Origin of the sequence: Amycolatopsis sp. NPDC004625 (genome assembly GCF_040609695.1) — a bacterium.
GTDB lineage: Bacteria > Actinomycetota > Actinomycetes > Mycobacteriales > Pseudonocardiaceae > Amycolatopsis.
Genome location: NZ_JBEXKX010000060.1, coordinates 1 through 24,511, shown reverse-complemented (window position 1 = coordinate 24,511; position 24,511 = coordinate 1). Strand labels below are relative to the sequence as shown.

Annotated in this window: 26 protein-coding genes; 14 read left to right on the top strand and 12 right to left on the bottom strand. The window is 74.6% G+C overall.

Going from position 1 to position 24,511, the window contains the following annotated elements; genetic code table 11:
• Positions 1–137 precede the first annotated feature (137 nt).
• A complete protein-coding gene (locus ABZW17_RS40640) occupies positions 138–647 on the bottom strand; it encodes a CGNR zinc finger domain-containing protein (protein ID WP_354826456.1) in 510 nt (169 codons plus the stop codon).
• Between the two features lie 25 nt (positions 648–672).
• On the opposite strand from ABZW17_RS40640, the gene ABZW17_RS40635 reads away from it, so the two are divergent.
• Complete coding sequence (locus ABZW17_RS40635; RefSeq protein WP_354826453.1) at positions 673–837, top strand: hypothetical protein; 165 nt, start codon at positions 673–675, stop codon at positions 835–837.
• Positions 838–844: 7 nt separating this feature from the next.
• Here the strand turns inward: ABZW17_RS40635 and ABZW17_RS40630 are convergent, their stop codons facing one another.
• Complete coding sequence (locus tag ABZW17_RS40630; RefSeq protein WP_354826451.1) at positions 845–1,201, bottom strand: darcynin family protein; 357 nt, start codon at positions 1,199–1,201, stop codon at positions 845–847.
• The gene (locus ABZW17_RS40625; protein WP_354826449.1) at positions 1,191–2,090 is read right to left on the bottom strand and encodes an NAD(P)H-binding protein; all 900 of its coding nucleotides are present in this window, start codon (positions 2,088–2,090) and stop codon (positions 1,191–1,193) included. The genes ABZW17_RS40630 and ABZW17_RS40625 overlap by 11 nt, the downstream gene beginning before the upstream one ends.
• Positions 2,091–2,197: 107 nt before the next feature.
• Between ABZW17_RS40625 and ABZW17_RS40620 the strand changes: the two genes are divergently transcribed.
• On the top strand, positions 2,198–3,118 hold the full coding sequence (locus ABZW17_RS40620) for a LysR family transcriptional regulator (RefSeq protein ID WP_354826446.1): 921 nt from the start codon (positions 2,198–2,200) through the stop codon (positions 3,116–3,118).
• A 5-nt stretch (positions 3,119–3,123) separates the two neighbouring features.
• Here the strand turns inward: ABZW17_RS40620 and ABZW17_RS40615 are convergent, their stop codons facing one another.
• Positions 3,124–4,158, bottom strand: a complete 1,035-nt coding sequence (locus ABZW17_RS40615; RefSeq protein ID WP_354826444.1) for a site-specific integrase — start codon at positions 4,156–4,158, stop codon at positions 3,124–3,126.
• Between the two features lie 95 nt (positions 4,159–4,253).
• On the opposite strand from ABZW17_RS40615, the gene ABZW17_RS40610 reads away from it, so the two are divergent.
• Positions 4,254–4,598: a YciI family protein gene (locus ABZW17_RS40610; protein WP_354826441.1), complete on the top strand. Its 345-nt coding sequence runs from the start codon at positions 4,254–4,256 to the stop codon at positions 4,596–4,598.
• Complete coding sequence (locus ABZW17_RS40605) at positions 4,595–5,794, top strand: sigma-70 family RNA polymerase sigma factor (protein WP_354826439.1); 1,200 nt, start codon at positions 4,595–4,597, stop codon at positions 5,792–5,794. Before ABZW17_RS40610 ends, ABZW17_RS40605 begins: the two co-directional genes overlap by 4 nt.
• On the opposite strand, the gene ABZW17_RS40600 is transcribed toward ABZW17_RS40605, so the two are convergent.
• Entirely contained in the window at positions 5,767–8,502 is a 2,736-nt protein-coding gene (locus tag ABZW17_RS40600; protein WP_354826436.1) for a P-loop NTPase fold protein, read from the bottom strand. The two genes, ABZW17_RS40605 and ABZW17_RS40600, sit on opposite strands and share 28 nt — an antisense overlap.
• Positions 8,503–8,649: 147 nt before the next feature.
• On the opposite strand from ABZW17_RS40600, the gene ABZW17_RS40595 reads away from it, so the two are divergent.
• From ABZW17_RS40595 to ABZW17_RS40585, 3 genes are read left to right on the top strand one after another with little or no spacing between them, the layout of a single operon-like run.
• Complete coding sequence (locus ABZW17_RS40595) at positions 8,650–9,711, top strand: hypothetical protein (protein ID WP_354826433.1); 1,062 nt, start codon at positions 8,650–8,652, stop codon at positions 9,709–9,711.
• Positions 9,712–9,720: 9 nt separating this feature from the next.
• On the top strand, positions 9,721–10,071 hold the full coding sequence (locus ABZW17_RS40590) for a metalloregulator ArsR/SmtB family transcription factor (RefSeq protein WP_354826431.1): 351 nt from the start codon (positions 9,721–9,723) through the stop codon (positions 10,069–10,071).
• Positions 10,068–10,499, top strand: a complete 432-nt coding sequence (locus ABZW17_RS40585) for an SRPBCC family protein (protein WP_354826428.1) — start codon at positions 10,068–10,070, stop codon at positions 10,497–10,499. The genes ABZW17_RS40590 and ABZW17_RS40585 overlap by 4 nt, the downstream gene beginning before the upstream one ends.
• A gap of 1 nt (position 10,500) precedes the next feature.
• Here the strand turns inward: ABZW17_RS40585 and ABZW17_RS40580 are convergent, their stop codons facing one another.
• Entirely contained in the window at positions 10,501–11,433 is a 933-nt protein-coding gene (locus ABZW17_RS40580; protein ID WP_354826426.1) for an AraC family transcriptional regulator, read from the bottom strand.
• Between the two features lie 82 nt (positions 11,434–11,515).
• Here ABZW17_RS40580 and ABZW17_RS40575 point away from each other — a divergent pair, with 82 nt between their 5' ends.
• The gene (locus tag ABZW17_RS40575; RefSeq protein ID WP_354826423.1) at positions 11,516–12,337 is read left to right on the top strand and encodes an NmrA family transcriptional regulator; all 822 of its coding nucleotides are present in this window, start codon (positions 11,516–11,518) and stop codon (positions 12,335–12,337) included.
• Positions 12,338–12,348: 11 nt separating this feature from the next.
• Positions 12,349–12,801 carry a DUF1772 domain-containing protein gene (locus tag ABZW17_RS40570; protein ID WP_354826420.1) on the top strand — a complete coding sequence of 151 codons (453 nt, stop codon included), beginning with the start codon at positions 12,349–12,351 and terminating at the stop codon, positions 12,799–12,801.
• Here ABZW17_RS40570 and ABZW17_RS40565 read toward each other — a convergent pair.
• Genes ABZW17_RS40565 through ABZW17_RS40545 form a run of 5 tightly spaced genes read right to left on the bottom strand, consistent with a single transcriptional unit; the run spans position 12,798 to position 16,747 of the window.
• Positions 12,798–13,283, bottom strand: coding sequence for a GyrI-like domain-containing protein (locus ABZW17_RS40565; RefSeq protein ID WP_354826417.1), 486 nt, complete (start codon positions 13,281–13,283; stop codon positions 12,798–12,800). The genes ABZW17_RS40570 and ABZW17_RS40565 overlap by 4 nt on opposite strands.
• The gene (locus tag ABZW17_RS40560) at positions 13,283–13,621 is read right to left on the bottom strand and encodes a YciI family protein (RefSeq protein ID WP_354826414.1); all 339 of its coding nucleotides are present in this window, start codon (positions 13,619–13,621) and stop codon (positions 13,283–13,285) included. The genes ABZW17_RS40565 and ABZW17_RS40560 overlap by 1 nt, the downstream gene beginning before the upstream one ends.
• Positions 13,622–13,623: 2 nt before the next feature.
• Positions 13,624–14,382 (bottom strand): alpha/beta fold hydrolase, encoded by a 759-nt coding sequence (locus tag ABZW17_RS40555; RefSeq protein ID WP_354826411.1) that lies wholly within the window; start codon positions 14,380–14,382, stop codon positions 13,624–13,626.
• Positions 14,379–15,653, bottom strand: a complete 1,275-nt coding sequence (locus ABZW17_RS40550) for a sigma-70 family RNA polymerase sigma factor (protein WP_354826408.1) — start codon at positions 15,651–15,653, stop codon at positions 14,379–14,381. Before ABZW17_RS40550 ends, ABZW17_RS40555 begins: the two co-directional genes overlap by 4 nt.
• Before the next feature lie 23 nt (positions 15,654–15,676).
• Positions 15,677–16,747 carry a TetR/AcrR family transcriptional regulator gene (locus ABZW17_RS40545; protein WP_354826406.1) on the bottom strand — a complete coding sequence of 357 codons (1,071 nt, stop codon included), beginning with the start codon at positions 16,745–16,747 and terminating at the stop codon, positions 15,677–15,679.
• An 86-nt stretch (positions 16,748–16,833) separates the two neighbouring features.
• Here ABZW17_RS40545 and ABZW17_RS40540 point away from each other — a divergent pair, with 86 nt between their 5' ends.
• Positions 16,834–18,003, top strand: a complete 1,170-nt coding sequence (locus ABZW17_RS40540; RefSeq protein ID WP_354826403.1) for a cytochrome P450 — start codon at positions 16,834–16,836, stop codon at positions 18,001–18,003.
• On the opposite strand, the gene ABZW17_RS40535 is transcribed toward ABZW17_RS40540, so the two are convergent.
• A complete protein-coding gene (locus tag ABZW17_RS40535) occupies positions 17,986–18,762 on the bottom strand; it encodes a TetR/AcrR family transcriptional regulator (protein WP_354826400.1) in 777 nt (258 codons plus the stop codon). The two genes, ABZW17_RS40540 and ABZW17_RS40535, sit on opposite strands and share 18 nt — an antisense overlap.
• A 78-nt stretch (positions 18,763–18,840) precedes the next feature.
• Between ABZW17_RS40535 and ABZW17_RS40530 the strand changes: the two genes are divergently transcribed.
• From ABZW17_RS40530 to ABZW17_RS40515, 4 genes are all read left to right on the top strand, one after another.
• Entirely contained in the window at positions 18,841–19,767 is a 927-nt protein-coding gene (locus ABZW17_RS40530; protein WP_354826397.1) for an ATP-binding cassette domain-containing protein, read from the top strand.
• The gene (locus ABZW17_RS40525) at positions 19,764–20,546 is read left to right on the top strand and encodes an ABC transporter permease (protein WP_354826394.1); all 783 of its coding nucleotides are present in this window, start codon (positions 19,764–19,766) and stop codon (positions 20,544–20,546) included. Before ABZW17_RS40530 ends, ABZW17_RS40525 begins: the two co-directional genes overlap by 4 nt.
• A gap of 71 nt (positions 20,547–20,617) precedes the next feature.
• Complete coding sequence (locus tag ABZW17_RS40520) at positions 20,618–23,092, top strand: DEAD/DEAH box helicase (RefSeq protein WP_354826392.1); 2,475 nt, start codon at positions 20,618–20,620, stop codon at positions 23,090–23,092.
• Positions 23,089–24,186: an SWF/SNF family helicase gene (locus tag ABZW17_RS40515; RefSeq protein ID WP_354826390.1), complete on the top strand. Its 1,098-nt coding sequence runs from the start codon at positions 23,089–23,091 to the stop codon at positions 24,184–24,186. The genes ABZW17_RS40520 and ABZW17_RS40515 overlap by 4 nt, the downstream gene beginning before the upstream one ends.
• Positions 24,187–24,511: the final 325 nt, after the last annotated feature.

Genomic DNA, 24,511 nt, shown 5'->3' with positions numbered 1-24,511 from the left:
CGGCTGCGGCACCGGCGCCCACGCCGGCCGGATCCGGGACCTCGGCCGCACTCCGCTCGGGGCCGACTTCGGCGCGGTCCTGGTGTTCGAGCACGGCGCGCCGACACCGGCGGTCCTGGCGTGGCGCGCGAGGAAGCCTAGGCGCTGAGCTGCCGGGCCCGGTGGTCGGCGACGTGCACCCGCGTCGCACACCGCGTCGAGCAGAACCGGCGACGCCCGTTGCGCGAAGTGTCGACGTACGCCGTCTGGCAGCCTTCGCGGCTGCAGAGGCCCAGGCGGTCCGGGGCCTCGCACACCAGGTGGGCCAGGCCGCCCGCGGTGTACGCGCGGACCCGGCCCACCGGACCCGCGTCCGCCGCCGAGTAGTGCAGGTGGGGTGGCTTGCCGTCGTGGGTGGTGATGTACGGCCGGCACGCCGCTTCGGCCAGCAGGTCGTTGACCAGGTCCGGCCGGTCGGCCGGGGGCGCGGCGAACACCGGCCGCAGCCGGTCCGCCCACGCCCCGATCCGGGCTGCTTCGTCGGCCGTCAGCCCCTTGATGGCCATGCCGTTGCCGACCATGCCGTCGAGGAGCTCGCTCGCCGACCCGGCGTTGACCAGGTCGGCGGCCACGAGCGCGGCCGGGCCGCCGTAAGGGTTGAAGTGCACTGACCCATTACAGCACGATCGGGGCATGGATCGGAACCGTTGCCCCCGCTGCGGCTGGCCGCTCGCCGAACTCACCGCGGCGCGGCCCGTCACCCACCGGCTCGACTACGTGCGTTGCGTCTGCGGCAGCTGGCTCGCCCGCCTCGACGGCGAGGTCGTCGGCGCCACCCGCGCGCGCCTGACCCCGTGAAGCGGCGTCAGGTGGCCAGGGTCGCCACCGGCTCCACGCCGTAGGTGTGCGCGTAGCCGTTTTCGGTGCCCACCAACAGCTCCACGACGTCGAAGTAGCGGTCCCAGAAGGGGGTTTCGCGCAACGCGTCGATCAGCAGCCGGTAGGCCTCGTGGTCGTCGGCTTCCCAGACCCAGATGTCGGTGACCCGCGCCGAGTAGAACTCCGTGTCGTAGAAGCGGGACCGGACGCCGTGGGTGCGGGCCTCGATCACCGGGACGACCTCGGTGGTGAAGGCGTGGATGCGTTCGGCGACGGACATCGCCAGCCACTCGGTTGTGGTCTTGACCAGCACGAACGCGGTGACCGGGAGCTTATCGGGCATCGACGGCCTCCATGGTGACGAGCGGCTTGAGCACGTCCGAGCACCACTGGGCGAACCCGGTACCCGCGCGCGGACTGCGCTCGGCACCCGCGTCCAGGCCCTCGTCCTTGGCCCGCTTCATTTCGACCATGCCCTCGACGAAGGTCGCGTCGAGGCCGTAGCCGAGCATCGTGGACCGCAGGTCGTCGAGCGATTCACGCTGGTAGCGGACCGGGCGGCCCAGTTGCTCGGTCATGATGGCGGCCAGGTCGCCGGGCGCGAGGTCCTCCGGGCCGAGCACCGGGACACTGCCGGTGCCGGACCACGAGCGGTCCAGCAGCAGCCTCGCCGCGGCCGCGGCGATGTCGGCGACGGCCACCAGCGGAGCCTTCCGGTCCGCGGCGACGGTGTCGGTGAAGACGCCACGCTCCCGGAGGGACTCGGCCTCCTCCAGCAGGTTCTCGTAGAAGGACGGGCAGGACAGGGCGCGGTAAGCGACGCCGGAGCCGGCGATCAGGTCGTCCACGGCCAGGGACGCGGTGACCAGCCCGGCCTTTCCGGCGAGCGGCGTGCCGCGGCCGAGCGCCGAGACGCCGACGACGTGGCCGACACCATGGGCGGCGAACGCCCGCGCGGCCGGGCGGGTGAAGCCGCGGTACGCCTGCTCGGGCGGGACCGAGCCGTCCGGCGGCACGAGCCAGAAGACGGCGTCGGCGCCGGCGAAGGCCCGGTCGACGGTCTCGGCGTCGCCGTGCGAGCCGGTGACGACCTCGACGCGGTCGCGGACGGCCTCGGGCAGCCGGGCCGGGTCGCGGACCACGACGCGCAGCTTCTCGCCGGAGTCGGCTTCGAGGAGCAGGGACAGCAGCCGTCGGCCGACGTTCCCGGTGGGGGCGGTGATGACGATCATGAAAACCTCGGTCTGGGTCGGATCGGTGGGACCCCTCCAGCCTGCTGACCGGCACCGCATTGCCACAATGGGAACTTCAGCATCCCATCATTGCCTGAAACGGAACAATGCCGGTGAGCACCCTCGACGCGAATCTGGCCGTCGCCCTCGACGCCCTTTTGACCGAACAGAGCGTCACACGCGCGGCCGCGCGGCTGCAGACGTCCCCGGCGGCGATGAGCCGCACCCTCGCCCGCCTGCGCCGGGTGCTGCAGGACCCGCTCCTCGTGCGCGCCGGCCAGGCGATGGTGCCGACCCCGCGCGCCGAGGCGCTGCGGGAGGAGGCCGCCGCGGTGGTCCGGCGGCTCGAGGCGCTGCTCACCCCGAGCGGCGGCATCGACCCCGCGGTCCTGCGCCGCACCTTCACCGTCCAGACCTCGGACCTCGTGGGCGCGGCCCTGGCGCCGGGCCTGCTCGAGCTGGCCCGCCGCGAGGCCCCGGGCGTCTCGCTGCGGGTGCTGGCCGAGGAGTGGGAGGCCGGTCCCGCGCTGCGCGAAGGCCGGGTCGACCTGGAGATCGGGGCCATCGACCACGTCGACCCGGAGACCCGGGTGGAGGACCTGGTGCAGCTGCGGATGGCGGCGGGCGTCCGGGCCGGGCACCCCCTCGACGGCGAAGCCCTGACCCCCGCCGGGCTGGCCGCGGCCGAGCACGTGGCGGTCAGCCGCAAAGGCCGGTTCACCGGGCCGCTGGACACGGCCCTGGCCGAGCACGGTCTCGGCCGGCGGGTCAGCGTCGTGCTGCCCGGCCATCTGGCGGCGATGGCGCTGGCCGCGGCCGGTGACCTGGTGTGCCTGGTGCCGGCCGGACGCCCGGGCGAGCCGCCGTCACCGCTGGCCGCGGCGGCCCGCGCGATGGGGCTGCGCCTGCTGGACATCCCGCTGCCGCTGCCGCCGCTGGTCATCGGGATGGCGTGGCACCCGCGCCACACCGCCGACGGCGGGCACCAGTGGCTGCGCGGTGCCGTGCGCCGGGTGCTCCGCCCGTGACGGGCTCAGAGGTCGAGCGCGCCCGCGGCGTTGTCGTTCCACTGGTCGACGCGGCGGATGTATTCGTAGAGCGCGCGGCTGCCGCGCACCCAGCGGCCCTGGTCGGCGATCGCGAGGTCGTCGGCCCCGGCACGGCGGGCCTCGGTGGCGAACCCGGAGCGCAGCGAGTGCCCGGTCACCGGGTACGGCAGGCCCGCGCGCACCCCGGCCCGGGTGAGGATCTGGTTGACGCCGGTGGTGGTCAGCGCGGGCACCCCGACGTTGCCGTGCCGGTCGACGCGGCGGAACGCCGGCCCCTCGGTGATCCCGGCCCCCGAGCGCCACGCCTGCCACGCCCGCACGGGATCGGTGTCGAGGCTCTCGCGCCGCGGGACGACCATGTCGCCGGTGCTCTTGCCGTGCCGGACGGTCACCGCCAGGCCCCGGTCGACGACCGGCTGCACGTCGGTGACCAGCAGGTTCGCCAGGTCGGAGCAGCGGGCGGCGATGGGGAAGCCGATCAGCAGCATCGCCCGGTCGCGGGCGCCGGCGAGGGTGTCCGGGCACGCGCGCGACATCGCCCGCAGGTCGGTGAGGGTGACCATGGTGGCCTTGCCGCGGCCGCGCTGGATCCCCTCCCAGGCCAGCCGCTGCCGATACCCCTTCAGGGCCCGCCACGCCGCGCGGCTCGCTTCCGGATCGACGACGACCTTGTGGTGGCGCAGCCCGGCGAGCGCCCCGGTGAGGCGCCGTTCGATCGTCGAGGGCGCCGCCGGCGCGGCCCGTTCGGGGACCTCGGGCACGGCGCGTTCGCCCGGCCGCAGCGTGCGTCCGCGTTCGAGCCAGACGACGAACCCGGTCAGCGCGCCGATCGACGCCGACAGCGGCGGGATCCCGGCTTCGGCGGTGTAGTCCTGCCACACCTGCCAGTCCTGGGCGTAGGCCTTGAGCGTGTTCGGCGGCCGCTGCTCGTCGACGTGCCGGGCGGCCGCGGCGTCCAGCAGCGCCAGCCGGTCCTGCGGGCCGAGCGCGACGTCGATCACCGGTTCCAGATCGGGCACGCGCCGAGGTTACGGGAAAATCCTCGCGGGGAGTGTCGATCCGCGCCGGGCCCGTTCGTGTCAGCGGTGACGGCACCCGATCCGAGGAGGACGACGTGAAGCAGTACCTGCTCAGCATCTACCAGCCCGACGGCCCGGCCCCGGAGCCGGAGGTGCTCGAAGGCATCGCCCAGGAGCTCGACGCGCTCAACGCCGACCTCAAGGCCGCCGGGGCCTGGGTGTTCGCCGGTGGCCTGCACCCGCCGTCGACCGCGACCGTGCTGCGGGCCGGCGACGGCGGCACCCTCGTCACCGACGGGCCCTACACCGAAGGCAAGGAACACCTCGGCGGGTTCACCATCATCACCGCGCCGGACCTCGACGCCGCCCTCGCCTGGGGTGGCCGGCTCGCCGACGCCGTCGCGCCCCTGCCGGTCGAGGTGCGGCCGTTCCGCGGATGAGCGTCGAGGCGGTCTACGCCGCCGAGTACGGCCGGGCCGTGTCGGTGCTCGTGCGGGTCTTCGGGGACATCGACATCGCCGAGGAAGCCGTGCAGGACGCCTTCGCCGAAGCGGTCCGGCGGTGGCCGTCGGCCGGGCTGCCGCCGAGCCCGGCCGGCTGGATCATCACCACCGCCCGCAACCGGGCCGTCGACCGCCTGCGCCGCGAGGCCGCGCGGGCGGACAAGCAGGCCCAAGCCGCCCTGGTGCACGCCACAGCCGACCCGGTCGAGGAGGGCGCCGTGCCCGACGAACGGCTCCGGCTGATCTTCACCTGCTGCCACCCCGCGCTGGCCCGGCCCGCGCAGGTCGCGCTGACGCTGCGGCTGCTCGGCGGCCTGACCACCACGGAGATCGCGGCCGCGTTCCTGGTCGCCGAACCCACCATGGCCCAGCGGATCGTGCGGGCGAAGAACAAGATCCGCGACGCCGGCATCCCCTACCGCGTCCCGCGCGACGCGGACCTGCCCGCGCGGCTGGCCGCGGTGCTCGGTGTGCTGTACCTGATCTTCAACGAGGGATACACGGCCAGCGCGGGAGAGGACCTGGTCCGCGACGACCTGTGCCGCGAGGCGATCCGGCTCACCCGCGCCCTGGCCGGGCTGATGCCCGACGAGCCCGAGGTGCAGGGGCTGCTGGCGCTGATGCTGCTCATCCAGTCGCGCCGCGCCGCGCGGACCACCGCCGGCGGCGCGCTCGTGCTGCTGGCCGATCAGGACCGGGCCCGGTGGGACGCGGAGCTGATCGCCGAAGGCCAGGACATCGTCCGCCGCTGCCTGCGCCGCAACCAGCCGGGCCCGTACCAGATCCAGGCGGCGATCCAGGCCGTCCACAGCGACGCGCCCACGGACTGGGCGCAGGTCAAGGCCCTCTACGACCAGCTGCTCGCCGTGACGCCGACGCCCGTGGTGGCGCTGAACCGGGCGGTCGCGGTCGCCGAGGCCGACGGCCCGGCCGCGGCGCTGGCCCTGGTCGAGGCCCTCGACCTGCCCCGGTTCCCGCTGCTGCACGCGATCCGCGCCGACCTGCTGGAGCGCCTGGGCCGGCCGGCCGAAGCCGCCGCAGCCTACGCGGCGGCGATCGAGCTGACCGGCAACGCCGCCGAGCGCGACCTCCTGCGCACCAAGCTTCAGGGCGTGGCGGGGGCGAGCACGTAGGAGAACCGGCGCACGCGTGGCGCCCAGGTCTGGAACACGCTGATGTCGGGCAGCGTGATCGGCGGCGTGAGTTCGGTCAGGCTGCGGTGCAGGTGGGCCCACTGCGCGACCTCGGCGGCGGGGATCGGGCCGATGGCTTCGCTGTGCCACCGCTCGTTGTTCTCGACCGGCTGCAGGTCCGCCACGAAGTCGGGCCACGGGGTCCGCGGCGCGCGCCGGAGCAGGGCGTCGGCGAACCGGCCGAGCAGGCGTCCGTGCGCGGTGCCCGTCCCGAGCAGCACGGCCACGGCCTCGAACTCGCCGTCGAGGAAGGCGGACGCCGCCGACAGGTCCCGCGTCGCCCGCAGCATCCGGTAGAGGTTGATCAGGCGTTTCGCGTCCCGGGGCGTGTCGATCAGCCCGTCCAGACCGGCCAGCAGGGCGATCTCGGGTTCGGTCAGGGGACGCGCCGGGGCCGGCGGCTCGGCCGGGTCCAGCTGCGCGGCCACCTGCGAGCCGGGCTCGACCGGCAGGTCGGTGACCGGCCGGTCCCACGTGGCCGCCGGTTCCGGTGCCCGCTCCCGCTCCGGCTTCGGTGCTGGTTCCGGTGCCGGGGCGGCCGGCGGTTCGGCCAGCCCGTCCAGCAGCCGCCGCAGGCTGCCGGCGGGCATCCGGGGCAGGACCAGCGGGATGTTGAGGATCTTCTCCAGGTAGTCCTCGGGGGTCACGTGCCACCCGTCGGCCCGCACGACGGGGTCGGCTTCGATCAGCCGGTCGTAGTGCGAGCTCAGCGACCGCAGCAGCCAGCGCGGGTCCACGCCGACCACCACCACGAACAGGTCGAACGCGAGCAGCAGGTGCACCGCCTGCAGCACGTCGACGACCTGGCCGGGGCTGCAGCGGTCGAGGTCGTCGATGTAGAGCACGATCCGGTCCAGCGGCCGGGCGCCGTCGTCGCCGCCGGCGGTCATCAGCGCGACGAGCTTCTCGAAGTCCTTGCGGATGGTGGAGATCAGGCCCAGGTTGCCGTGGTAGTCGTCGGTGCGGGACCGTTCGGCGAGGAAGGCGTAGAGCCGCCGTCCGGGCGTCAGCTCGGCGAGCTGGCGGCCCAGCTCGCCGATCCGGTCGACGACCTCGGCCAGCTGCCGTTCGGCGATCTGCTGCTCGGCGTCGGCCCGGCGCAGGGCGGCCAGCTCCCGGCGCGTGGTGTCGTCGAGGCCGTTCTGCAGGTCTTCGGCGAGGACCCGCAGCCGCCGCAGCCCGCCGGAGGCCAGGCGCACGAGCGAGAGCCCGGTGGTGACGAGGGCGGCGACCACGGCCCCGACGCCGATCAGCCAGCTGCGGACGTCCGGGACGAACGCCGTGAGGGCCACCCCCGCCAGCAGCACGATCCCGGCGACGACCAGCGCGGTCCGGCCCTGGCGGTACCGCGAAATCCGGCTCAGCTCCTCGGCTTCCTCCCGCGTTTCGCGGAGTTCGCCGGCCAGCAGCCGGCCCTGCTCGGCCACGTCATCGACGCCGAGCTTCCGCCACACCTCGGCGTACTGCTCCCGCAGCACCGGCGACTTCCTCAGCGCCCGGACCAGGTCGAGGGCCCGGGTCCGGCGGCTGCTGCGCGCTTCGCCGATCTTGAGTTTCAGGGCGGCGGCTTCGGCCTGGGCGCGCTCGGTCACCGCGGTCAGCTGTTTGCGCTGTTCCAGCTCGCCGGCCAGCCGGTCGCGCAGCCGGGCGCGTTCACGCAGCAGGGCCTGGTGTTCCTCGTCCGGTTCGCCCGGTTGCCGGACCGGCTCGGCGAGCTGGCGGAAGATCTCGTCACCAAGGCTGGCCCAGAGGTTCGCGTCCGCGTAGTGCCAGGCGTTGAACCCGACCTGCGCGATCTTCCGGCACTGACCGGGCCCGCCTTCGAGGGCTTTGACCTGGCCGCGCAGCATGCCCATGAAGAAGCTCTTCCCGGCGCCCCACTCGCCGAACACCCCGATCGACAGCGGCAGCGGCGTGTCCTTCGCGGCGATCACCGTGGCCAGCATGGAGACGTAGGGCTTGACGCCGAGGTGGTCGCGGGTCAGCGGGATGCATTCGTTGGGGTCGACGAGGTCCCTGGCCAGCCCGCCGGCGAGTTCGTCGGCGGCGTACCCGCCGGCGGTGGTGCGTTTCGGGATGCGGGCGGCGGTCCACTGTTCGGCGATGGTCTCGACCTGGTCTTCGCGCAGGGAGAAGAAGATCACCCGGCGCACGGCGGTGTGTGCGGCGAGGGCGCCTTCGATGAGGGCGTCGGCCGAGGTCCGGGCGTTCATGCCCAGCTGGCCGGTGGCGAACAGGGGCAGCGCGACGGAGGTGGCCCCGGCTTCGGCGGCGGCGAGGATCGCGGCTTTCGAAGCCGTGGCGATCGCCTTGGTGGTCACCGAATTGAGCTCGTCGGGGGAGTGGGGGGTCGCCAGCACGGCCCAGCGCACGCGAAGCCCGTCACCGTGCTCGCCCAGGTAGAGCAGCGCGGGTGCTTCGGGGGTGATCTCGCCGAGCGCGATCGAGTTCCACTCCGCGTCGGGGAACTCCGCCTCCACGGCGGAGGCGAGCTGGCCGAACCCCGCGCCCACGGAGACCGCCAGCGCTTCCACCGGCAGCTCCCAGGGGCGGTTGATCAGCGCGACGCCGTAGGAGACGCCGTCGGCGGTCGAGAGCGAGGTCACCTTGGGCGGCTCGGAGGGGTGCACAGTTTCAGACTCGCCCATCGACCCTCCGTCGTTACGCCGGGGTCGACCTCGGTGTTCTGAGTTGGGATATGTAACCTTATCCGAACTCAAGGGGTTCTTCGGTTATCTTTTTATTTTGAACAGCAGCTTCTCGTTCTGATTAGAAGCTTTGCTAGAGTCCTGATCATGACGGAAGACGCAGGTCAGGCGCGGGTGTGCGAGTACCGGAGGTGCGGGGCGCCGCTGCCGCCAGCGGTGGGGCGCGGGAGCCGGGCCCGCTTCTGCCAGGACGGCAAGACCTGGGGGCGGCGCAGTCTCAGCTGCCGCGACGCCGAGGCCGTGCTGTCGGACGCCGAGTCGCTGCGGGAGAGCGACACCGAACTGGACGACACGGCGGTCACCGCGCTGGCGGGCCAGGTCGACCGGGTGCTGGAACCGGCCCGGGGGCTCGTGGAGACCCTCACGACCCTGCGCCACCAGCTCGAGGCGACGACCGCCGCCGCGCTGGCCGAACGGGACGCGGCCGTGGCCGAGGCCGACGAACACCGGCTGCAGCGCGGCCGCGCCGACGCCGAAGCCGCCCAGGCCCGCGACACCGCGGAGACGGCCGTCGCCGCGGCTGCCTCGGCGGAGCAGGAGAAGGCGGCCGCCCTGCGGGAGCGCGACGAGGAGCGGGCCGCCCGGCGTGCCGCGGTCCAGGAGCAGCAGCGCGTCGAAGGGCAGCTGGCGGCGGTACGGGACGAACTCGCCCGCGTCGCGGATCGGGCCGACGCCACCGCGGCTCTCGCCGGCGAACGCGCGGCGGTGATCGCCACGGTGACCGCCGAACTGGCCGCCGCCCGGACCGCGCTCGACGAGGAACGCGGTCGCGGTCAGGCCGCCGCGGCGCGGGCGCAGGCGGCCGAAACCCGCGCCGACGCCGTCCAGGACCGGTTCGACGCCGCCCGCGCCGACCACGCCCGGGCGGTCGCGGACCGGGAAGCCGCCCTCGACCGGGCCCGCGCCGACGCCGAGCGCCGGCAGGCCGGGTTCGACCAGCGGCTGGCCGAACTGCAGGCGGCGCACGAGCAGACCGTCCGGTCGATGCACGAAACCACGACGAACCTCGGCGCCGAACTGCGTGCCGCACTGGGCCGGGCCGACGCTGCCGAGCGAGAGCTGGGTGGCGTGCTCACCGCACTGCGGGAGACATCCGAGCTCCCGGAAACACTTAAGCAGTTACTTGACCGTCGGCCGGAGGAGCATTAACTTAAGTAGGTGCTTAACCATGAGGAGTCGCTCGACCTGGTGTTCCGCGCCCTGGGCGACCGGACGCGGCGGGCGCTGGTGGAGCGGCTCGTGCGCGGTCCGGCGTCGGTCAGCGAGCTGGCCGAGCCGCTGGCCATGTCGCTCGCCGCGGTCGTGCAGCACCTGCAGGTGCTGGAGACGGCCGGGATCGTGCGGTCGGAGAAGGTCGGGCGCGTGCGGACCTGCCGGATCGAACCGGAGGCGCTGCGCACGGCCGAACACTGGCTGGGGCGGCAGCGCACCACGTGGGAGAGCAAGCTCGACCGGCTCGGCGACCTCCTCGCCGAGCCGCCCGGAACGTCGGAAGGGAGCACGTCATGACCGTCCTGCACAGCACGTTCAGCCTGGAGCGCACCTACCCCGTGCCGCCGGAGCGGGTGTTCGCGGCCTGGGCCGACCCGGCGGCGAAGCGGCGCTGGTTCGTCCCCGACGGCACGCACGGCCTCGATTTCCGGGTCGGCGGCACGGAGACCGTCGACGCCCGCGGCCCGGACGGCACGCCGCTGAACGTCGTTTCGACCTACCACGACATCGTGCCGGACCGTCGGATCGTCTACGCCACGACGCTCAGCGGCGGCAAGGCGCTCGCGACGGTCTCGGTCACCACCGTGGAGCTGCACGCCGAGGGCGGCGGCACGCGGCTGGTCCTGACCGAGCAGGGCACGTTCCTCGACGGCGCGGAGAAACCGGAGTGGCGCGAGCAGGGCACGGGCGACTGGCTCGACCGGCTGGGCGAAGCGCTGGGGTGACCTACCGCGCCGGAGCGCGATAGGCCTGCGGGCTCACCCCGAACTCGCGTTTGAAGGCCGCGCTCAGGGCGAACGCGCTGCCGTAGCCGACGTCACGGGCGACCGAGGCGATCGTCGCGTCCGGTTCCTGGCGCAGCCGGTCCGCGGCCAGCGCGAGCCGCCAGCCCGTCAGGTACGCCATCGGGGTCTCGCCGACCGTCGCCGCGAACCGGCGGGCCAGCGCGGCCCGGGACACGCCGACGTCGGCGGCGAGCTTGGCGACCGTCCACGGTTCGGCCGGCTGGTGCTGCAGCAGCCGCAGGGCCTGGCCGACCACCGGGTCGTCGTGGGCGCGGTACCAGGCCGGCGCGCTGGTGTCCGGCCGGTCGAACCAGGCCCGCAGCGCGGCGATCAGCAGCAGGTCCAGCAGCCGGTCGAGGACGGCTTCCTGGCCGGGGACGTCCCGGCCGATCTCGGCGGCGAGCAGCCCGGCCAGCGGGGTCGGCCAGTCGGCGGCGCGCAGGACGATCAGCGCGGGCAGCGCGGCGACGAGCTTGCGGCTGATCTCGCCCGCCATGCCGTAGGTGCCGGTGAGCAGCACGACCGGGCCGCCGGTACCCCAGGTGCGCACGCCGAGGTCGGCGTAGGCGGTGAGGTGACCGCCGTCGGGGGTGCGGCACTCCTGGCCGGGCAGGATCACCGCCTGCGGCGGCGTCGACGGGTGGTCGGCGACCAGGTACGGGTCCGGGCCGCGCGCGATCGCGACGTCGCCTTCGCCGAGCAGGACGGCCTCGCCGGTGTCGGGCACGATCCACCCTTCGCCGCGCACCACCGACACCACGGTCAGGGGTGCCCGGTCCTCGATGCGCAGCGACCACGGCGGTGTGAGCACCGAGCGCAGCAGGAACGCGCCGTGGGCCCGCGGGCCGTCCAGCAAGGCAGCGAGGGGATCCATACGCCGGAGTGTAGACGCTGGAACATGGAATCAAGGGTCTTGACTATGGAGAGTCTCACCGCGGGCCGCTTGACTGATCGGCATGACAACGACATTCCTGGTGGTGGGCGGGACCGGCAAGACCGATCGCCGGGTGGCGGACCGGCTGCGGGAGCGCGGCGTGGCGGTGCGGAGCACGTCTCGGCGCGGGACGCCGCCGTTCGACTGGGGTGGCCGCGGCACGTGGGCGCCGGTGCTCGAGGGCGTCGACGCGGTCTACCTGACCTACTACCCCGATCTGGCGGTCCCGGCGGCGGCCGGGGACATCCGCGCGTTCACCGAGCTCGCGGTGGCGGCCGGCGTAGGGCACGTGGTGCTGCTGTCCGGCCGCGGCGAAGAACAGGCCGAGGTGTGCGAGGGGATCGTCCGGGACTGCGGTGCGGCGTGGACGGTGCTGCGGTGCAGCTGGTTCGCGCAGAACTTCAGCGAGCACTTCCTGCTGGACGCGGTGCGCGCCGGGCGGATCGCGCTGCCGGCGGGGACGGTGACCGAGCCGTTCGTCGACGTCCGCGACATCGCTGACGTCGCGGTGAAGGTGCTCACCGAGCCCGGGCACGCCGGGCGCCGGTACGAGCTGACCGGGCCGCGGCTGCTGAGCTTCGCCGACGCGGCCGCGGACATTTCGGCCGCTTCGGGGCGGGATGTCCGCTACCGTGCGGTTTCCCCGGCCGAGTTCGCCGCCGAGGCGGCCGCCCAGGGTGTGCCGGAGGCGGAGGTCGGCGCGCTGACCGAGCTGTTCGCCCACGTCCTCGACGGCCGGAACGAATCGGTGACCCAGGACGTGGCGGCGGTGCTGGGCCGGCCGGCGACGGATTTCGCCGATTTCGCCCGGGGCGCGGCGGCGACCGGGGTCTGGACGCGGTGAAGGGGACAGCGATGTCGACGGTGGTGCTGGTGGCCGCGCTGGTCGCGGCGGGGCTGGTCGCGGGGCTGTTCTACGCCTACGCCTGTTCGGTCATGCCGGGCCTGGCGCGCGGGGACGACAGGACGTTCGTGGAGGGGATGCGCGGCATCAACGTCGCGATCGTCAACCCGGTGTTCATGCTGACGTTCCTGGGTGCGCCGCTGCTGGCGGGGGTGGCGGTGTTCCTGAACCCCGGCCCGCGGCCGTGGGTGATCGCGGGGTTCGTGCTGCTGGTGGCGATGGTGGTGCTCACCGGTTTCGTGCACATCCCGCTGAACAACGCCCTCGACGGCGGCGGGGACGACTACGCGGCCGTGCGGGCGGCGTTCGAGGCGGTGTGGGTGCGCTGGAACGTGGTGCGCGCGCTGGTGAGCACGGCCGGGTTCGGGTGCCTGGTGGCGGCCGTGCTCACCGGGCGCGGTTAGCCGGCGAGGCGGAAGAGCAGGTCGGTCACCCACCGCGCGGGGTCCGGGACCTCGAGGGGGTTGGTGCGCAGCACCTCCAGGCGCCCGCCCCACGCTTCGCCGTCGGGAGCCTCGGTGCGGTCCCAGGTGAGGCCCTCGGCGGCGCCCCAGGCGAGGACGGCCTCGGTCGCGGCGGCCAGGCCGTCGGGGGCGCCGACGTAGGTGTCCAGGACGTACCGGCCGGCCGGGAGTTCGCCGAGGAAGGCGGGCTCGGCCGGGGTGTACTCGCCGTCGATCGGCACGCCGGCTTCGACGGTGAACCGCATTCCGGGGTGCAGCACGCGGTAGCGGAAGAACGGGGCGCCGGCCAGGGCGACGCCGCCGGCGGCGAGGGTGCCGATGAGCGGGGGCAGCCGGTCGGCGATCCGCGGGAATTCCGGGATCCCGAGGGTGGCGCGCTCGGCGACGTAGCGCTGGGCGGGCCGCTCGACGATGGCGGGCATCAGGCGAAGTCCTCCGGGCCGAGCATCGGGCGGACTTCGATGCTGCCGTAGCCGGCGGCGGGGTGGCGGGCGGCGAGTTCGAGGGCTTCGTCGAGGTCTTCGCAGTCGAGGATGACGAAGCCGCCGATCTGTTCCTTGGCTTCGGTGAACGGCCCGTCGGTGAGCAGCACTTCGCCGTCGCGGACGCGGACGGTGGTGGCTTCCGACGGCGGGCGCAGGCCACCGCCGCCGCGCACCTTGCCGGCGCGGGCCATGTCCTCGCTCCAGCCGCCGCAGCCGTCGGTGGCGTGTTCTTCGGCGGTGGCTTCGTCACCGCAGATCATCAGCAGGTACTGCATCTTCAGCATCCTTCCAGTACTTCGCGCAGCCGCGCGGCGAAGGCTTCCGGTGCGGTGGCGAACCCGCCGTGGCCGCCGGGGAACGTCTCGGTGCCGACGCCGAGGGCGGCGGCCAGGCCGCGGGCGGCCTGGTGGACCGGCAGCCCGGCGGATTCCGCGCCGATCGCGACCACCAGCCGCGCCGGGCTCGCCCGCACGGCGTCGAGGTCGGGGTCGGCGGCGCCGATCGCGGGCATCAGGTGGCCGAAGAAGTAGGCGAAGTTGCCTTCCGCGCCCGGGTCCAGCGGCGGGGCGGGGTCGACGCCGACGACCTTCATGAATGCGGCGTAGGCGGGGGCGAGGCCCTGGTCGCGGAAGAGGGCGGGGATGTCGGGTCCGGCCTGGGCGGGCAGGTAGCGGGTGACCGGCGGTTCGTGCAGGACGGCGGTGCGGACGTCGGAGGAGTGCCGGCGCAGGTGGTCGAGCAGGGTGAGCGCGCCGCCGCTGGAGGCCAGGACGTCGGCCGGGCCGACCTCGGCGAGCAGCCGGCGCACGTCGTCGGCGTGGTCGCCGATCGGGTCGGGGCCCGGGGGACCGTCGAGGGGGCTGCGGGACAGGCCGCGCGGGTCGTAGGTGACGACGGTGTGGTCTTCGGCCAGCAGCGGCCGGATGCGGGTGAACACCGCGGCGTCGGCGGGCCCGCCGGGGACGAGCAGCAGCACCGGGCCGCGGCCGTGGACGTCGTAGGTGAGGGTGGCGCCGGGGACGGCGAGGGTGGTCATGGGAGTGCCTCCGGTGGTCGGGCTTCACCCGCCCGACGAACGGCGCCCTCGGAGACCGACACCGATTCCGAAATTCTTCGCGTGAGGTAGCTGCGTTCGGCTTCGGTGCCGGCGAGGTCGCGGGCCCGGGCGTACCAGTGGGCGGCTTCGGCGTGGCGGCCGAGGCGGCGGAGGAAGTCGGCGCGGGTGGCGGCGAGCAGGTGGTAGCCCGCGAGGGGCAGGTCGTCGAGGAGGGCGAGCCCGGCCGCGGGCCCGTCGGCCATGCCGACGGCGATGGCCCGGTTGAGGTCGACGACGGCGCTGGGGACGTGCCGGCGCAGCTGGTGGTAGAGCCCGGCGATCTGGGGCCAGTCGGTGTCGGCGGGGTGGGCCGCGGTGGCGTGGCAGGCGGCGATGGCGGCCTGGATCTGGTAGGGCCCGGGCCGGCGGCGGCGCAGCGCGGTCTCCAGGACGGCCGTGCCTTCGGTGATCGCGGCGCGGTCCCAGCGGGCGCGGTCCTGCTCTTCGAGGGGGACGAGCACGCCGTCGGCGTCGACGCGGGTTTCACGGCGGGCGTGCTGGAGCAGCAGCAGCGCGAGCAGGCCGAGGACCTCGGGTTCGTCGGGCATCAGCCGGGCCAGGACGCGGGCGAGCCGGATCGCTTCGGCGGCGAGGTCGGGGCGGAGCAGGCCGGGGCCGGCGCTGGCGGAGTAGCCCTCGTTGAAGGTCAGGTAGAGCACGCCGAGCACGGCGGTGGTGCGTTCGGGCAGCAGGTGGGCGGGCGGGACGCGGTAGGGGATGCGGGCGTGGCGGATCTTGCGCTTCACCCGCACGAGCCGCTGGGACATGGTCGCTTCCGGGACGAGGAAGGCGCGGGCGATCTCGGCGGTGGAGAGCCCGGCGAGGGTGCGCAGGGCGAGCGCGACCTGGGCTTCGGTGGCCAGGGCGGGGTGGCAGCAGGTGAAGATGAGCCGCAACCGGTCGTCGGTGACGCCGCTGTCGTCGGGTTCGGGTGCGTCGGGGACGGGCATGCGGGCGGCCTCCCGGAGCTTGGCGGCGCCGACGGCGTCGCGGCGGAGCCGGTCGGTGGCGCGGTGGCGGGCGGCGGTGGTGAGCCAGGCGCCGGGCCGGTCGGGGACGCCGTCGCGGGGCCAGGTTCGCAGAGCGAGGGCGAAGGCCTCCTGGGCGCACTCCTCGGCGAGGTCCCAGTCGCCGGTGATCCGGATGAGCGTGGCCACGACCTGGCCCCACTCCTCCCGGAACGCCGCGGCGACCGCGGTCTCGACGTCCACCAACCCGCTCCTTCCCGCCGGTGTCAGTCCCCCGACGAACGGCCGGGTGCCGGACCGACAGCCACGGCGTGACACGCGCCGAACCCTTCGGCGCGGGCGACGATCCGGCCGCCGGCGACGCGGACGGCGGCCTCGGTGGCGTCGCTGACCGCGGTGACGCCGGCGGCCGCGGCGAGTTCGCCGGCCGCGTCGCAGACGATCCGCAGCCGCGGCCGGGCCGGGGGCGCGATCGCCTGGTCGAGGCAGCCGCGCAGGTCGGCGACGGCGAGCCGGGCCAGCGGGGCGAGTTCGCCGGGGTCGCTGGTGACGAGCACGGCGGTGACGGCGGCACCGGCGCGGACGGCTTCTTCGACGGCGGCGGCGCGGTGCAGGCCGAGGACGGTGATGACGCCGTCGCCGGGCCGGACGAGCTCGCCGGTCAGCAGGTCGGTCGCGGCCGGCGGGTGCCAGGGGCGGTCGTCGGGGCGGGCGGTGGTGGTGATCGGCGGCTCGGCGGGCCAGTCGTCGGCCAGGTCGAGGTCGAGCAGCGCGGCGCAGGCGGTGACCAGGTGGAACGGCTCGCCGAAGCCGGGTGCGGCGGCGGCCAGCTGGCTCGCGCCGTGCAGCGTGGTGAGCGCGCCTTCGGCGACCCGCACGAGCCGGCGGCCCGGGCGCAGGCGTTCGAGGGCGAGCCCGAGCAGGATCGCGTCGAGCCGCATGAGCTGTGCGTAGGGCCGGCGGGTGTGGTCGTCGGAGAGGATTTCCGGGAGCAGGTCGCGGGCGAGGCGGGCGTCTTCGCCGTCGCTGTCGGTGGACAGCGGGAGCCGGGCGATCCAGGCGCGGGCGAAGGCGGCCAGGACGTCCTTCGCGCCCGCGTCCGCCGGTGGGGTGGCCGGCCGCGGGGCGCGTTCGGCGAGGTCGGCCAGGACGGCGAAGTACAGGGCGCGTTTGCCGGGGAAGTTGGAGTAGACCGCACCGCGGGTGAGGTCGGCGCGTTCGGCGATGACGTCGATCTTCGCCTCGCGGAAGCCGCGGCGGGCGAACTCGTCGCGGGCCGCGGTGAGCACCTTGGCGCGGTTGCGTTCCTGGGTCTCCGCCCTGCTGAGCCTGACCATCGTCCTCCTTGCCGCCGGGTCGGGGATCAAGATACCGTGACCACTGAGATGACAAGAACATCTGAACTGACCATCTGGAGTGCTGGATGACCCCCGAGATCGACCTCACCGACAGCACGGTGCTCACCGACCCGTTCACCGCCTACGACCGGGCGCGCGAGGAGAGCGCGGTCGCCAAGCTGGTCATCCCCGGTTTCGGCCCGTTCTGGGTCGTGACCCGCTACACCGAGGCGCGCGCGATGCTGGGCGACCCGCGGTTCGAGGTGAACTCCGGCAGCTTCCTGCGCCCGCCCGGCATCCCGGACCACTGCCTGCCGTACCTGGAGACGATGGCGGAGAAGGACGGCCCGGAGCACCGGCGCCTGCGCCGCCTGGTCGCCCCGGCGTTCACGCCGAAGCGGGCCGCGCAGCTGCGGCCCCGGCTGGCGGCGATCACCGAACGGCTGCTGGACGAGCTGCCCGGGCACGTCGAGGACGGCGTCGTGGACCTGGTGCCGCACTTCGCGCGGCCGCTGCCGATCGACGTCATCTGCGAGCTGGTCGGCATCCCGCAGGCCGACCGGGCCCGCTGGCGCGGCTACGGTGCCGCGGTCGCCGGCGGAATGGGGCCGGACTTCGCCGCGGCCATCCCGGCGATCGTCGAGGGAGCGAAGGAGGCCGTCGCGCGCAGCCGGGCCGAGCCGGGTGACGACCTGCTCGGCGACCTCGTCCACGCCCAGGACGACGACCGGCTGACCGACACCGAGCTGGTCACCCTGGTCTGGCACCTGGTGCTGGGCGGGCAGACGCCGGTGAACCTGATCACCAACGCCGTCGAAGCCCTGCTGCGGCACCCGGACCAGCTGGCCCAGCTGCGGGCGGACGCCGGGCTGTGGCCGGGGGCGGTGGAGGAGCTGATGCGCTGGTGCAGCCCGCAGCTGCTGACCACGCCGCGGTTCGCCCGCCAGGACGTCGAGATCGACGGGCAGCGGATCGGCAAGGGCGAGCGGGTGACGGCGGCGATGGTGGCCGCCGACCGGGACCCGCGCGTGTTCGACGACCCGGACCGCTTCGACATCACCCGTCCGGGGCCGGCGCAGCTGGGGTTCTCGCACGGCCCGCACTTCTGCCTGGGGGCCTCGATCGCACGGGTGCAGACCGAGGTGGCGTTGTCGTCGCTGTTCGCGCGCTTCCCGGACCTGGCGCTCACCGAGGACGTGCCGAGGGCTCCCGACGGCGGCACCTGGCGGCCGGCGCGGCTACTGCTGGCGTTGTGACACGAGGGCCTCGATGCCGTCGAGGACGCGGGCGAGGCCGAAGCGGAAGGCGTGGCCCGGGTTCTCCGCGGCGTTGTGGGCCTCGCCGGCGGCTTGGCCGACGCGGGAGGACAGCGGGTAGTGCGCGGCGTCGGCGGCCGGGATGCCGGCCAGGACCGGCGCGGCGCGCTCCCACCACTGGGCGTCGGTCATGCCGCTGGCCCGGACCAGGCGGGCGTTGTCCAGCGAACTGCGCGCGGTCGTCCGGACCAGCCCGGTGACGAGGGCGATCACGGCGTCCATCTCGACGTCGTCGAGGCCGATGCCCTCGACCGCGCGCAGTTCGTGCTCGTACTTGGTGAAGGTGTGCGGGCCCAGCGCCGAGCGGCTGGTGGTGACCTGCAGCAGCCAGGGGTGGCGGTGGAACAGCGCCCACTGGTTTTCGGCGATCGCGGTCAGGGCCGCGCGCCAGCCGAGGCCCGGTTCGGGGGCGGGCAGTTCGCCGTGGGCGTGGTCGATCATCAGGTCCAGCAGCTCCGCGCGGCCGGGCACGTAGGTGTAGAGCGACATGGGGGAGACGCCGAGGTGGTCGGCGACGCGGCGCATGGTGACGGCTTCGATGTCGTCGGCGTCGGCGAGGGCCACCGCGGCCCGCACGACGTCGGCCGTGGTCAGCTTCGGTTTCGGGCCGCGGCGCGGGGGTGCCGAGACGCCCCAGAGCAGCTCGATCGCCCGCCGGGGGTCGCCGTCGCCGTTGTCCTGCGTGCGCACGCCGGCCATTCTGCCCGCCTTATTCTCGTACAACGTACAGAGTTGTGCTAACCTCTTCTTCGTACACAGTACAGAGTTAGGGGCTCGATGACTCCGCAGATCCACGCCGAGGGCCTTCGCAAGCGCTACGGCGACGCGTACGCCCTCGATGGGTTCGACCTCTCCGTCCCGGCCGGGATCCTGCACGGCCTGCTGGGACCCAACGGCGCGGGCAAGACCACCGCGGTCCGCGTGCTCTCCACGCTGCTGCGGCACGACGGCGGCCGCGCACGGGTGGCCGGGTTCGACGTCGCCGCCGAACCGGCGAAGGTGCGGTCGGCGATCGGGCTGGCCGGGCAGCAGGCCGCGGTCGACGAACTGCTGTCGGGCCGGCAGAACCTGGTCCTGTTCGGCCGGCTGCACCACCTGGGCCGGCGCGAGGCCGCGCGCCGCGCCGACGACCTGCTGGAACGGTTCGGCCTCGCCGGCACCGGGGCGAAACCGGTGTCGGCGTACTCCGGCGGGATGCGGCGACGGCTGGACCTCGCGGCGTCGCTGCTGGCCGCGCCGCGGGTGCTGTTCCTCGACGAGCCGACGACCGGCCTGGACCCGCGCAGCCGCATCGAGGTCTGGGCGGCGGTGCGCTCCCTGGTCGCCGACGGCACGACGGTGCTGCTGACGACGCAGTACCTCGAGGAGGCCGACCGGCTGGCCGACCGGATCTCGCTGGTGGAGCACGGCCGTGTGATCGCCGAAGGCACCCCGGCCGAGCTGAAGGGCTCACTCGGAGCGACCCGGATCGAGCTGCTGCTGACCGATCCCGCCGCCCTCGGCACGGCGGCAGCGCTGCTCGCGCGGGTCACCGGCACCGAGCCGGTGACCGACGACCTGCGGGTCAGCGCGCCGGCCGAGCCGTCGATGCTGACCGACGTCGTGCACGAGCTGGCGGCGACCGGCCTGGCGTTCGCCGACGTGGCGCTGCGGCACCCGACGCTGGACGAAGTGTTCCTGGAGCTGACGGGGGTGGCGCGATGAGGTGGGCGATCGAAGACGGCTGGACGATGGCCCAGCGCCATCTGGCGCAGCTGGCGCGGCGCCCGGCCCGGCTGGCCACCGTGGTGGCGTTCCCGATCCTGATGGTGCTGATCTTCGCCTACCTGCTCGGCGGCGGGATGACCGTGCCCGGCGGCGGCTCCTACCGCGAGTTCCTGATGCCGGGGATGTTCGCGATGACGATGGCGTTCGGGCTGTCGGGGACGATGATCGCGGTGCTGGACGACGCCACCAAGGGCGTCACCGACCGGTTCCGGTCGCTGCCGATGGCGCCCTCGGCCGTGCTGACCGGGCGGGTCGCGGCGGACCTGCTCAACGCCGTGCTGGCGCTGGCGGTGCTGCTCGGGTGCGGGTTCGCCGTCGGCTGGCGCCCGCACGGCAGCCTGAGCGAAACCCTCGCCGCGCTCGGCCTGCTGCTCCTGCTGCGGACGGCGCTGGTGTGGGCGGGGATCTACCTCGGGCTGCTGACGTCGGATCCGTCGATGGTGACGCTCGCTCAGACGTGCGAGTTCCCGTTCGGGTTCCTCTCCAGCGCGTTCGTGGCGACGGCGACGATGCCGGCGTGGCTGGGAACCGTGGCGGAGTGGAACCCGTTGTCCTCCACGGTGACGGCGGCGCGGGTGCTGTTCGGCAACCCGGGCGCGGCCGGGACGTCCTGGGTGAGCGCGCACGCGGTGCCGATGGCGGTGGCCTGGCCGCTGGTGCTGCTGGCGGTGTTCGTGCCGCTGGCGGTGCGACGGTACGGGAGGCTGGGGAACTGAACGTCCACTTCGAACCGGGTGAGCCGCCGCGGGCGGGCCGCCTGGTGGTCGACGGCCGTGATCTGTCCATCGTGGACGGTCTGCCGGAACTGCTGGGCGGGGCCGACGCGTTCTGGGCGGCCGCGGCGCAGGCCGCGCTGCGGCTGGTCGCGGCCGGACGGCTGCTGCCGGGGGTCACCGACGCCGGGCACGACGCCTGGCGCGCCGGTCCGTTCGCCCCGGCGGAAGCCGCGTGGCTGCGGGACCTCGCGGCCGCGATGCCGCCGGACGAGCGCGCGCCGGGGCCGCTGCTGCGGGCGTTCCTCGACGCCGTCGCCGACACGCTGCCCCGCACCCCCGCCGCGGCGAAGGCGGCCGGAACGCGGTTGTTCGCCGCCGCGACACCCCAGCGCGCGGATTCGCTGCGCGACTGGGCCGGCGAACTGGCCGCGGGTCTGGACTCGGGAATCCGGGTCTCGCTGCGGGTGGAGGCGCCGGAGGGCTTCGACACCGGCCGCTTCCACGCGGTGGTGCAGGTGCACAGCCTCGCCGAACCCGGGCAGATCGCCGACGCGGCGCAGCTGTGGGAGACCGGGCGGTTCGGGCCGCGGGCCCGCATCGACGTGGTGCTGGCGCTGCGGCGGGGTGCGCAGGTGTGGCCGGCGCTGGGCCCGCTGCTCACCTCGGCGGTGCCGGACTCCCTGGTGCTCGGCGAGGACGACGTGAGCGAGCTGGTCGCCTCGGCGGCGCCGCGACTGGCGGCGGCCGGGATCGACGTGCACTGGCCGGCCGAGCTGGCGGGCGCCCTGAGCGCGCGGGCGGTGGTCCGCGGCGGGGACGACCCGGGCGACCTGCCGTCGTTCTTCGGCGGCGGCCGGGCCCTGCGGTTCGACTGGCAGCTCGCCCTGGGCGGCGAGGTGCTGACCGAGGCCGAGCTGGACGCCCTGGCCGAGGCCCGCCGTCCGGTGGTGCGGCTGCGCGACCGGTGGGTCCTGGTCGATCCGGCGCTGGCGGCGAAGGCCCGCGAGCGGACGCTCAAGCCGCTGACCCCGGTCGACGCGCTCGGCGTCGTGCTCTCGGGCACCACCGAGGTCGACGGCGAGCCGGTCGAGGTCGTCACCGACGGCTGGCTGGCGCGGCTGCGGGAACGGCTGTCCGCGCCCCCGCAGCCGCAGTCGCCGCCGGCCGGGCTGGCCGCGCAGCTGCGCGACTACCAGCTGCGCGGGCTGCAGTGGCTGGCCACCGTCACCGGGCTCGGGCTCGGCGGCTGCCTCGCCGACGACATGGGCCTGGGCAAGACGGTCACGCTGATCGCGCTGCACCTGCACCGGGCGTCCGGAGCGACCCTGGTGGTGTGCCCGGCGTCGCTGCTGGGCAACTGGGAACGGGAGATCCGCCGGTTCGCCCCGGACGTGCCGGTGCGGCGCTTCCACGGCAGCGCGCGGTCGCTGGCCGACCTCGACGGGTTCGTCCTGACCACCTACGGCACGCTGCGCACCGATCCCGCGCCGCTGGCCGGGGTGCGGTGGGGCCTGCTGGTGGCCGACGAGGCCCAGCACGTCAAGAACCACCGGTCGGGCACGGCCAAGGCGCTGCGGCTGGTGCCCGCGGCGGCCCGGGTGGCGCTGACCGGGACGCCGGTGGAGAACACGCTCTCGGAGCTGTGGGCGATCCTCGACTGGACTGCACCGGGCCTGCTGGGGTCACTGAGCGAGTTCCGGGCACGGTGGGCGAAACCGATCGAGGCGGGCGACACGGCCACGGCGGACCGGCTGGCCCGGTTGCTGCGCCCGTTCCTGCTGCGGCGCCGCAAATCCGACCCCGGGATCGCGCCGGAGCTGCCGGCGAAGACCGAAACCGACCGGCCGGTGGGCTTGAGCACGGACCAGGTGGCGCTCTACGAGGCGGTCGTGCGGGAGATGATGGCGGACATCGCCGCGGCCGACGGGATGGCCCGGCGCGGCCGGATCGTGAAGCTGCTGACCGCGCTCAAGCAGATCTGCAACCACCCGGCGCAGTACCTCAAGGAGCCGGGCGGCCGGTCGGGGAAGGTGGAGCTGCTCGACGAGCTGCTGGACACGATCCTCGCCGAGGGCGGCGCGGTGCTGGTGTTCACCCAGTACGTCGCGATGGCCCGGCTGCTGGAGAAGCACCTGGCCGGACGCGGCGTGCCGACGCAGCTGCTGCACGGTGGGACACCGGTGGCCCGCCGCGAAGAGCTCGTCCGGCGGTTCCAGGACGGCGAGGTGCCGGTGTTCCTGCTGTCGCTCAAGGCCGCCGGGACGGGCCTGAACCTGACTCGCGCCGATCACGTCGTGCACTTCGACCGCTGGTGGAACCCGGCGGTGGAGGACCAGGCGACCGACCGGGCGTACCGGATCGGGCAGACCCGCCCGGTCCAGGTGCACCGGCTGGTGGCCGAGGGGACGGTCGAGGACCGGATCGCGGCGATGCTGCGGGAGAAACGCGCGCTGGCCGACGCGGTGCTGGCCGGCGGCGAGGCCGCGTTGACGGAACTGTCGGACACCGAACTGGCGGAGCTGGTCGGACTGAGGAGCCGCGGATGAGCGAGGACCGGGTGCGCGGATTCCCGGCGTTCGGGGCCGGCGGGCGGTTCGCCCGGTCCTGGTGGGGCCGGGCGTGGGTGCGCGCGATGGAGGACACGGCGCTGGACCTGCGGCAGCTCAAGCGCGGCCGCAGGGACGCGGCGGCGGGGCTGGTCGGCCCGATCACGGTGAGCCCGGGCCGCATCGCGGCGGCGGTCGACGACGTCGAGGGCGGCCCGTACCGGACGGCGCTGCGGCTGGCGGAACTGTCCGAAGCGGACTGGACCCGGTTCTTCGACCGGGTGGCCTCCCGGGCCGGGCACCTGGCGGCCCTGCTGGACCGCGACATGCCGCACGACCTGGTGGAGGCGGCCGCCGACGTGGGCGTCCACCTGCTGCCGGGAATCGGCGACCTCGACCCGGAGTGCGACTGCGAGGGCTGGGAGCTGCCGTGCCGCCACGCGGCGGCGTTGTCGTTCCAGGCGTCGTGGCTGCTGGACGCGGATCCGTTCGTGCTGTTGCTGATGCGGGGCAAGGGCGAAGGCGAGATCCGCGAGGAGCTGTCGAGCCGCACGGCGCCTTCGGAAGTCTTCGCGGCTGCCGACCGGACGCCGGGCGAGGTGCCGGACCCGGCGGCGTTCCGGCCGTCGGGGGCACCGTCGATCCCGGCGGCGCCGGGGGTGCCGGCCGAGGCGTTCGCGTTGCTGGCGGCGAACGCGGCGGGCCGGGCCCGGTCGTTGCTGGCGGGACAGCCGTGGCCGGGACGGCGGGCCGACGCGGTCCGGCTGGCGGCGGAGTTCCCGTCGGTGGCGGAGCGGCTGGGCTCGGGTGCGGAGTTTTCGCGCGCGGTCGCGGCGTGGGCGTACGGCGGGGCGGAGGGGCTGGATGTGCTGGAGTCGACGTGGTCACCACCGAAGGCGGCGATGGCGGCGGCGCGGGCGGCGCTGGGTGATGTGACGGACGCGGCGCCGGTGTTCGACCGCAACCGGTGCACGGTCGGGGAGGTGCAGGTGCGGCTGGATCGCCGGGGCCGGTGGCACCCGTACCGGCTGGAGGAGGGAACGTGGTGGCCGTCGGGGACACCGGAAAGCGATCCGGGGTTGTTGCTGGGCTGAGGCACAGTCGCGGCGAGGCACGGCGCCACCTGCCGACGGGCGGAAATCCGCCTCTTTCCCCGGTATCCAGCGCGGTAGTCGTTGTCTCCTGTCCCCCGACGGCGGGTTCCGCCGGGCCACTGGGGGTGCGGGCGCGCGGGTTCTCTTCCGCGCGCCCGCCCGGTTTTCGCCGGTGACCGAAGATCCGCTGTCGGGGGGGGGGGGGGGGGGGGGCGGGGGGGGCCCCCCCCCCCCCCCGCCGGCCCCCCCCCCCCCCCGGCGATTTCACGCAGCGGGTCGTGGGGGGGGACCCCCGCCCGGGTGAGAGTGGGCACCCCCCCCCACC

Excerpts from the sequence above, each read along its gene's own strand:
- ABZW17_RS40635 (WP_354826453.1), top strand. The coding sequence starts at position 673 with ATGGATCGGAACCGTTGCCCCCGCTGCGGCTGGCCGCTCGCCGAACTC.
- ABZW17_RS40630 (WP_354826451.1), bottom strand. The coding sequence starts at position 1,201 with ATGCCCGATAAGCTCCCGGTCACCGCGTTCGTGCTGGTCAAGACCACA.
- ABZW17_RS40625 (WP_354826449.1), bottom strand. The coding sequence starts at position 2,090 with ATGATCGTCATCACCGCCCCCACCGGGAACGTCGGCCGACGGCTGCTG.
- ABZW17_RS40620 (WP_354826446.1), top strand. The coding sequence starts at position 2,198 with ATGCCGGTGAGCACCCTCGACGCGAATCTGGCCGTCGCCCTCGACGCC.
- ABZW17_RS40605 (WP_354826439.1), top strand. The coding sequence starts at position 4,595 with ATGAGCGTCGAGGCGGTCTACGCCGCCGAGTACGGCCGGGCCGTGTCG.
- ABZW17_RS40600 (WP_354826436.1), bottom strand. The coding sequence starts at position 8,502 with ATGGGCGAGTCTGAAACTGTGCACCCCTCCGAGCCGCCCAAGGTGACC.
- ABZW17_RS40595 (WP_354826433.1), top strand. The coding sequence starts at position 8,650 with ATGACGGAAGACGCAGGTCAGGCGCGGGTGTGCGAGTACCGGAGGTGC.
- ABZW17_RS40585 (WP_354826428.1), top strand. The coding sequence starts at position 10,068 with ATGACCGTCCTGCACAGCACGTTCAGCCTGGAGCGCACCTACCCCGTG.
- ABZW17_RS40580 (WP_354826426.1), bottom strand. The coding sequence starts at position 11,433 with ATGGATCCCCTCGCTGCCTTGCTGGACGGCCCGCGGGCCCACGGCGCG.
- ABZW17_RS40575 (WP_354826423.1), top strand. The coding sequence starts at position 11,516 with ATGACAACGACATTCCTGGTGGTGGGCGGGACCGGCAAGACCGATCGC.
- ABZW17_RS40570 (WP_354826420.1), top strand. The coding sequence starts at position 12,349 with ATGTCGACGGTGGTGCTGGTGGCCGCGCTGGTCGCGGCGGGGCTGGTC.
- ABZW17_RS40565 (WP_354826417.1), bottom strand. The coding sequence starts at position 13,283 with ATGCCCGCCATCGTCGAGCGGCCCGCCCAGCGCTACGTCGCCGAGCGC.
- ABZW17_RS40560 (WP_354826414.1), bottom strand. The coding sequence starts at position 13,621 with ATGCAGTACCTGCTGATGATCTGCGGTGACGAAGCCACCGCCGAAGAA.
- ABZW17_RS40555 (WP_354826411.1), bottom strand. The coding sequence starts at position 14,382 with ATGACCACCCTCGCCGTCCCCGGCGCCACCCTCACCTACGACGTCCAC.
- ABZW17_RS40545 (WP_354826406.1), bottom strand. The coding sequence starts at position 16,747 with ATGGTCAGGCTCAGCAGGGCGGAGACCCAGGAACGCAACCGCGCCAAG.
- ABZW17_RS40540 (WP_354826403.1), top strand. The coding sequence starts at position 16,834 with ATGACCCCCGAGATCGACCTCACCGACAGCACGGTGCTCACCGACCCG.
- ABZW17_RS40535 (WP_354826400.1), bottom strand. The coding sequence starts at position 18,762 with ATGGCCGGCGTGCGCACGCAGGACAACGGCGACGGCGACCCCCGGCGG.
- ABZW17_RS40530 (WP_354826397.1), top strand. The coding sequence starts at position 18,841 with ATGACTCCGCAGATCCACGCCGAGGGCCTTCGCAAGCGCTACGGCGAC.
- ABZW17_RS40525 (WP_354826394.1), top strand. The coding sequence starts at position 19,764 with ATGAGGTGGGCGATCGAAGACGGCTGGACGATGGCCCAGCGCCATCTG.
- ABZW17_RS40515 (WP_354826390.1), top strand. The coding sequence starts at position 23,089 with ATGAGCGAGGACCGGGTGCGCGGATTCCCGGCGTTCGGGGCCGGCGGG.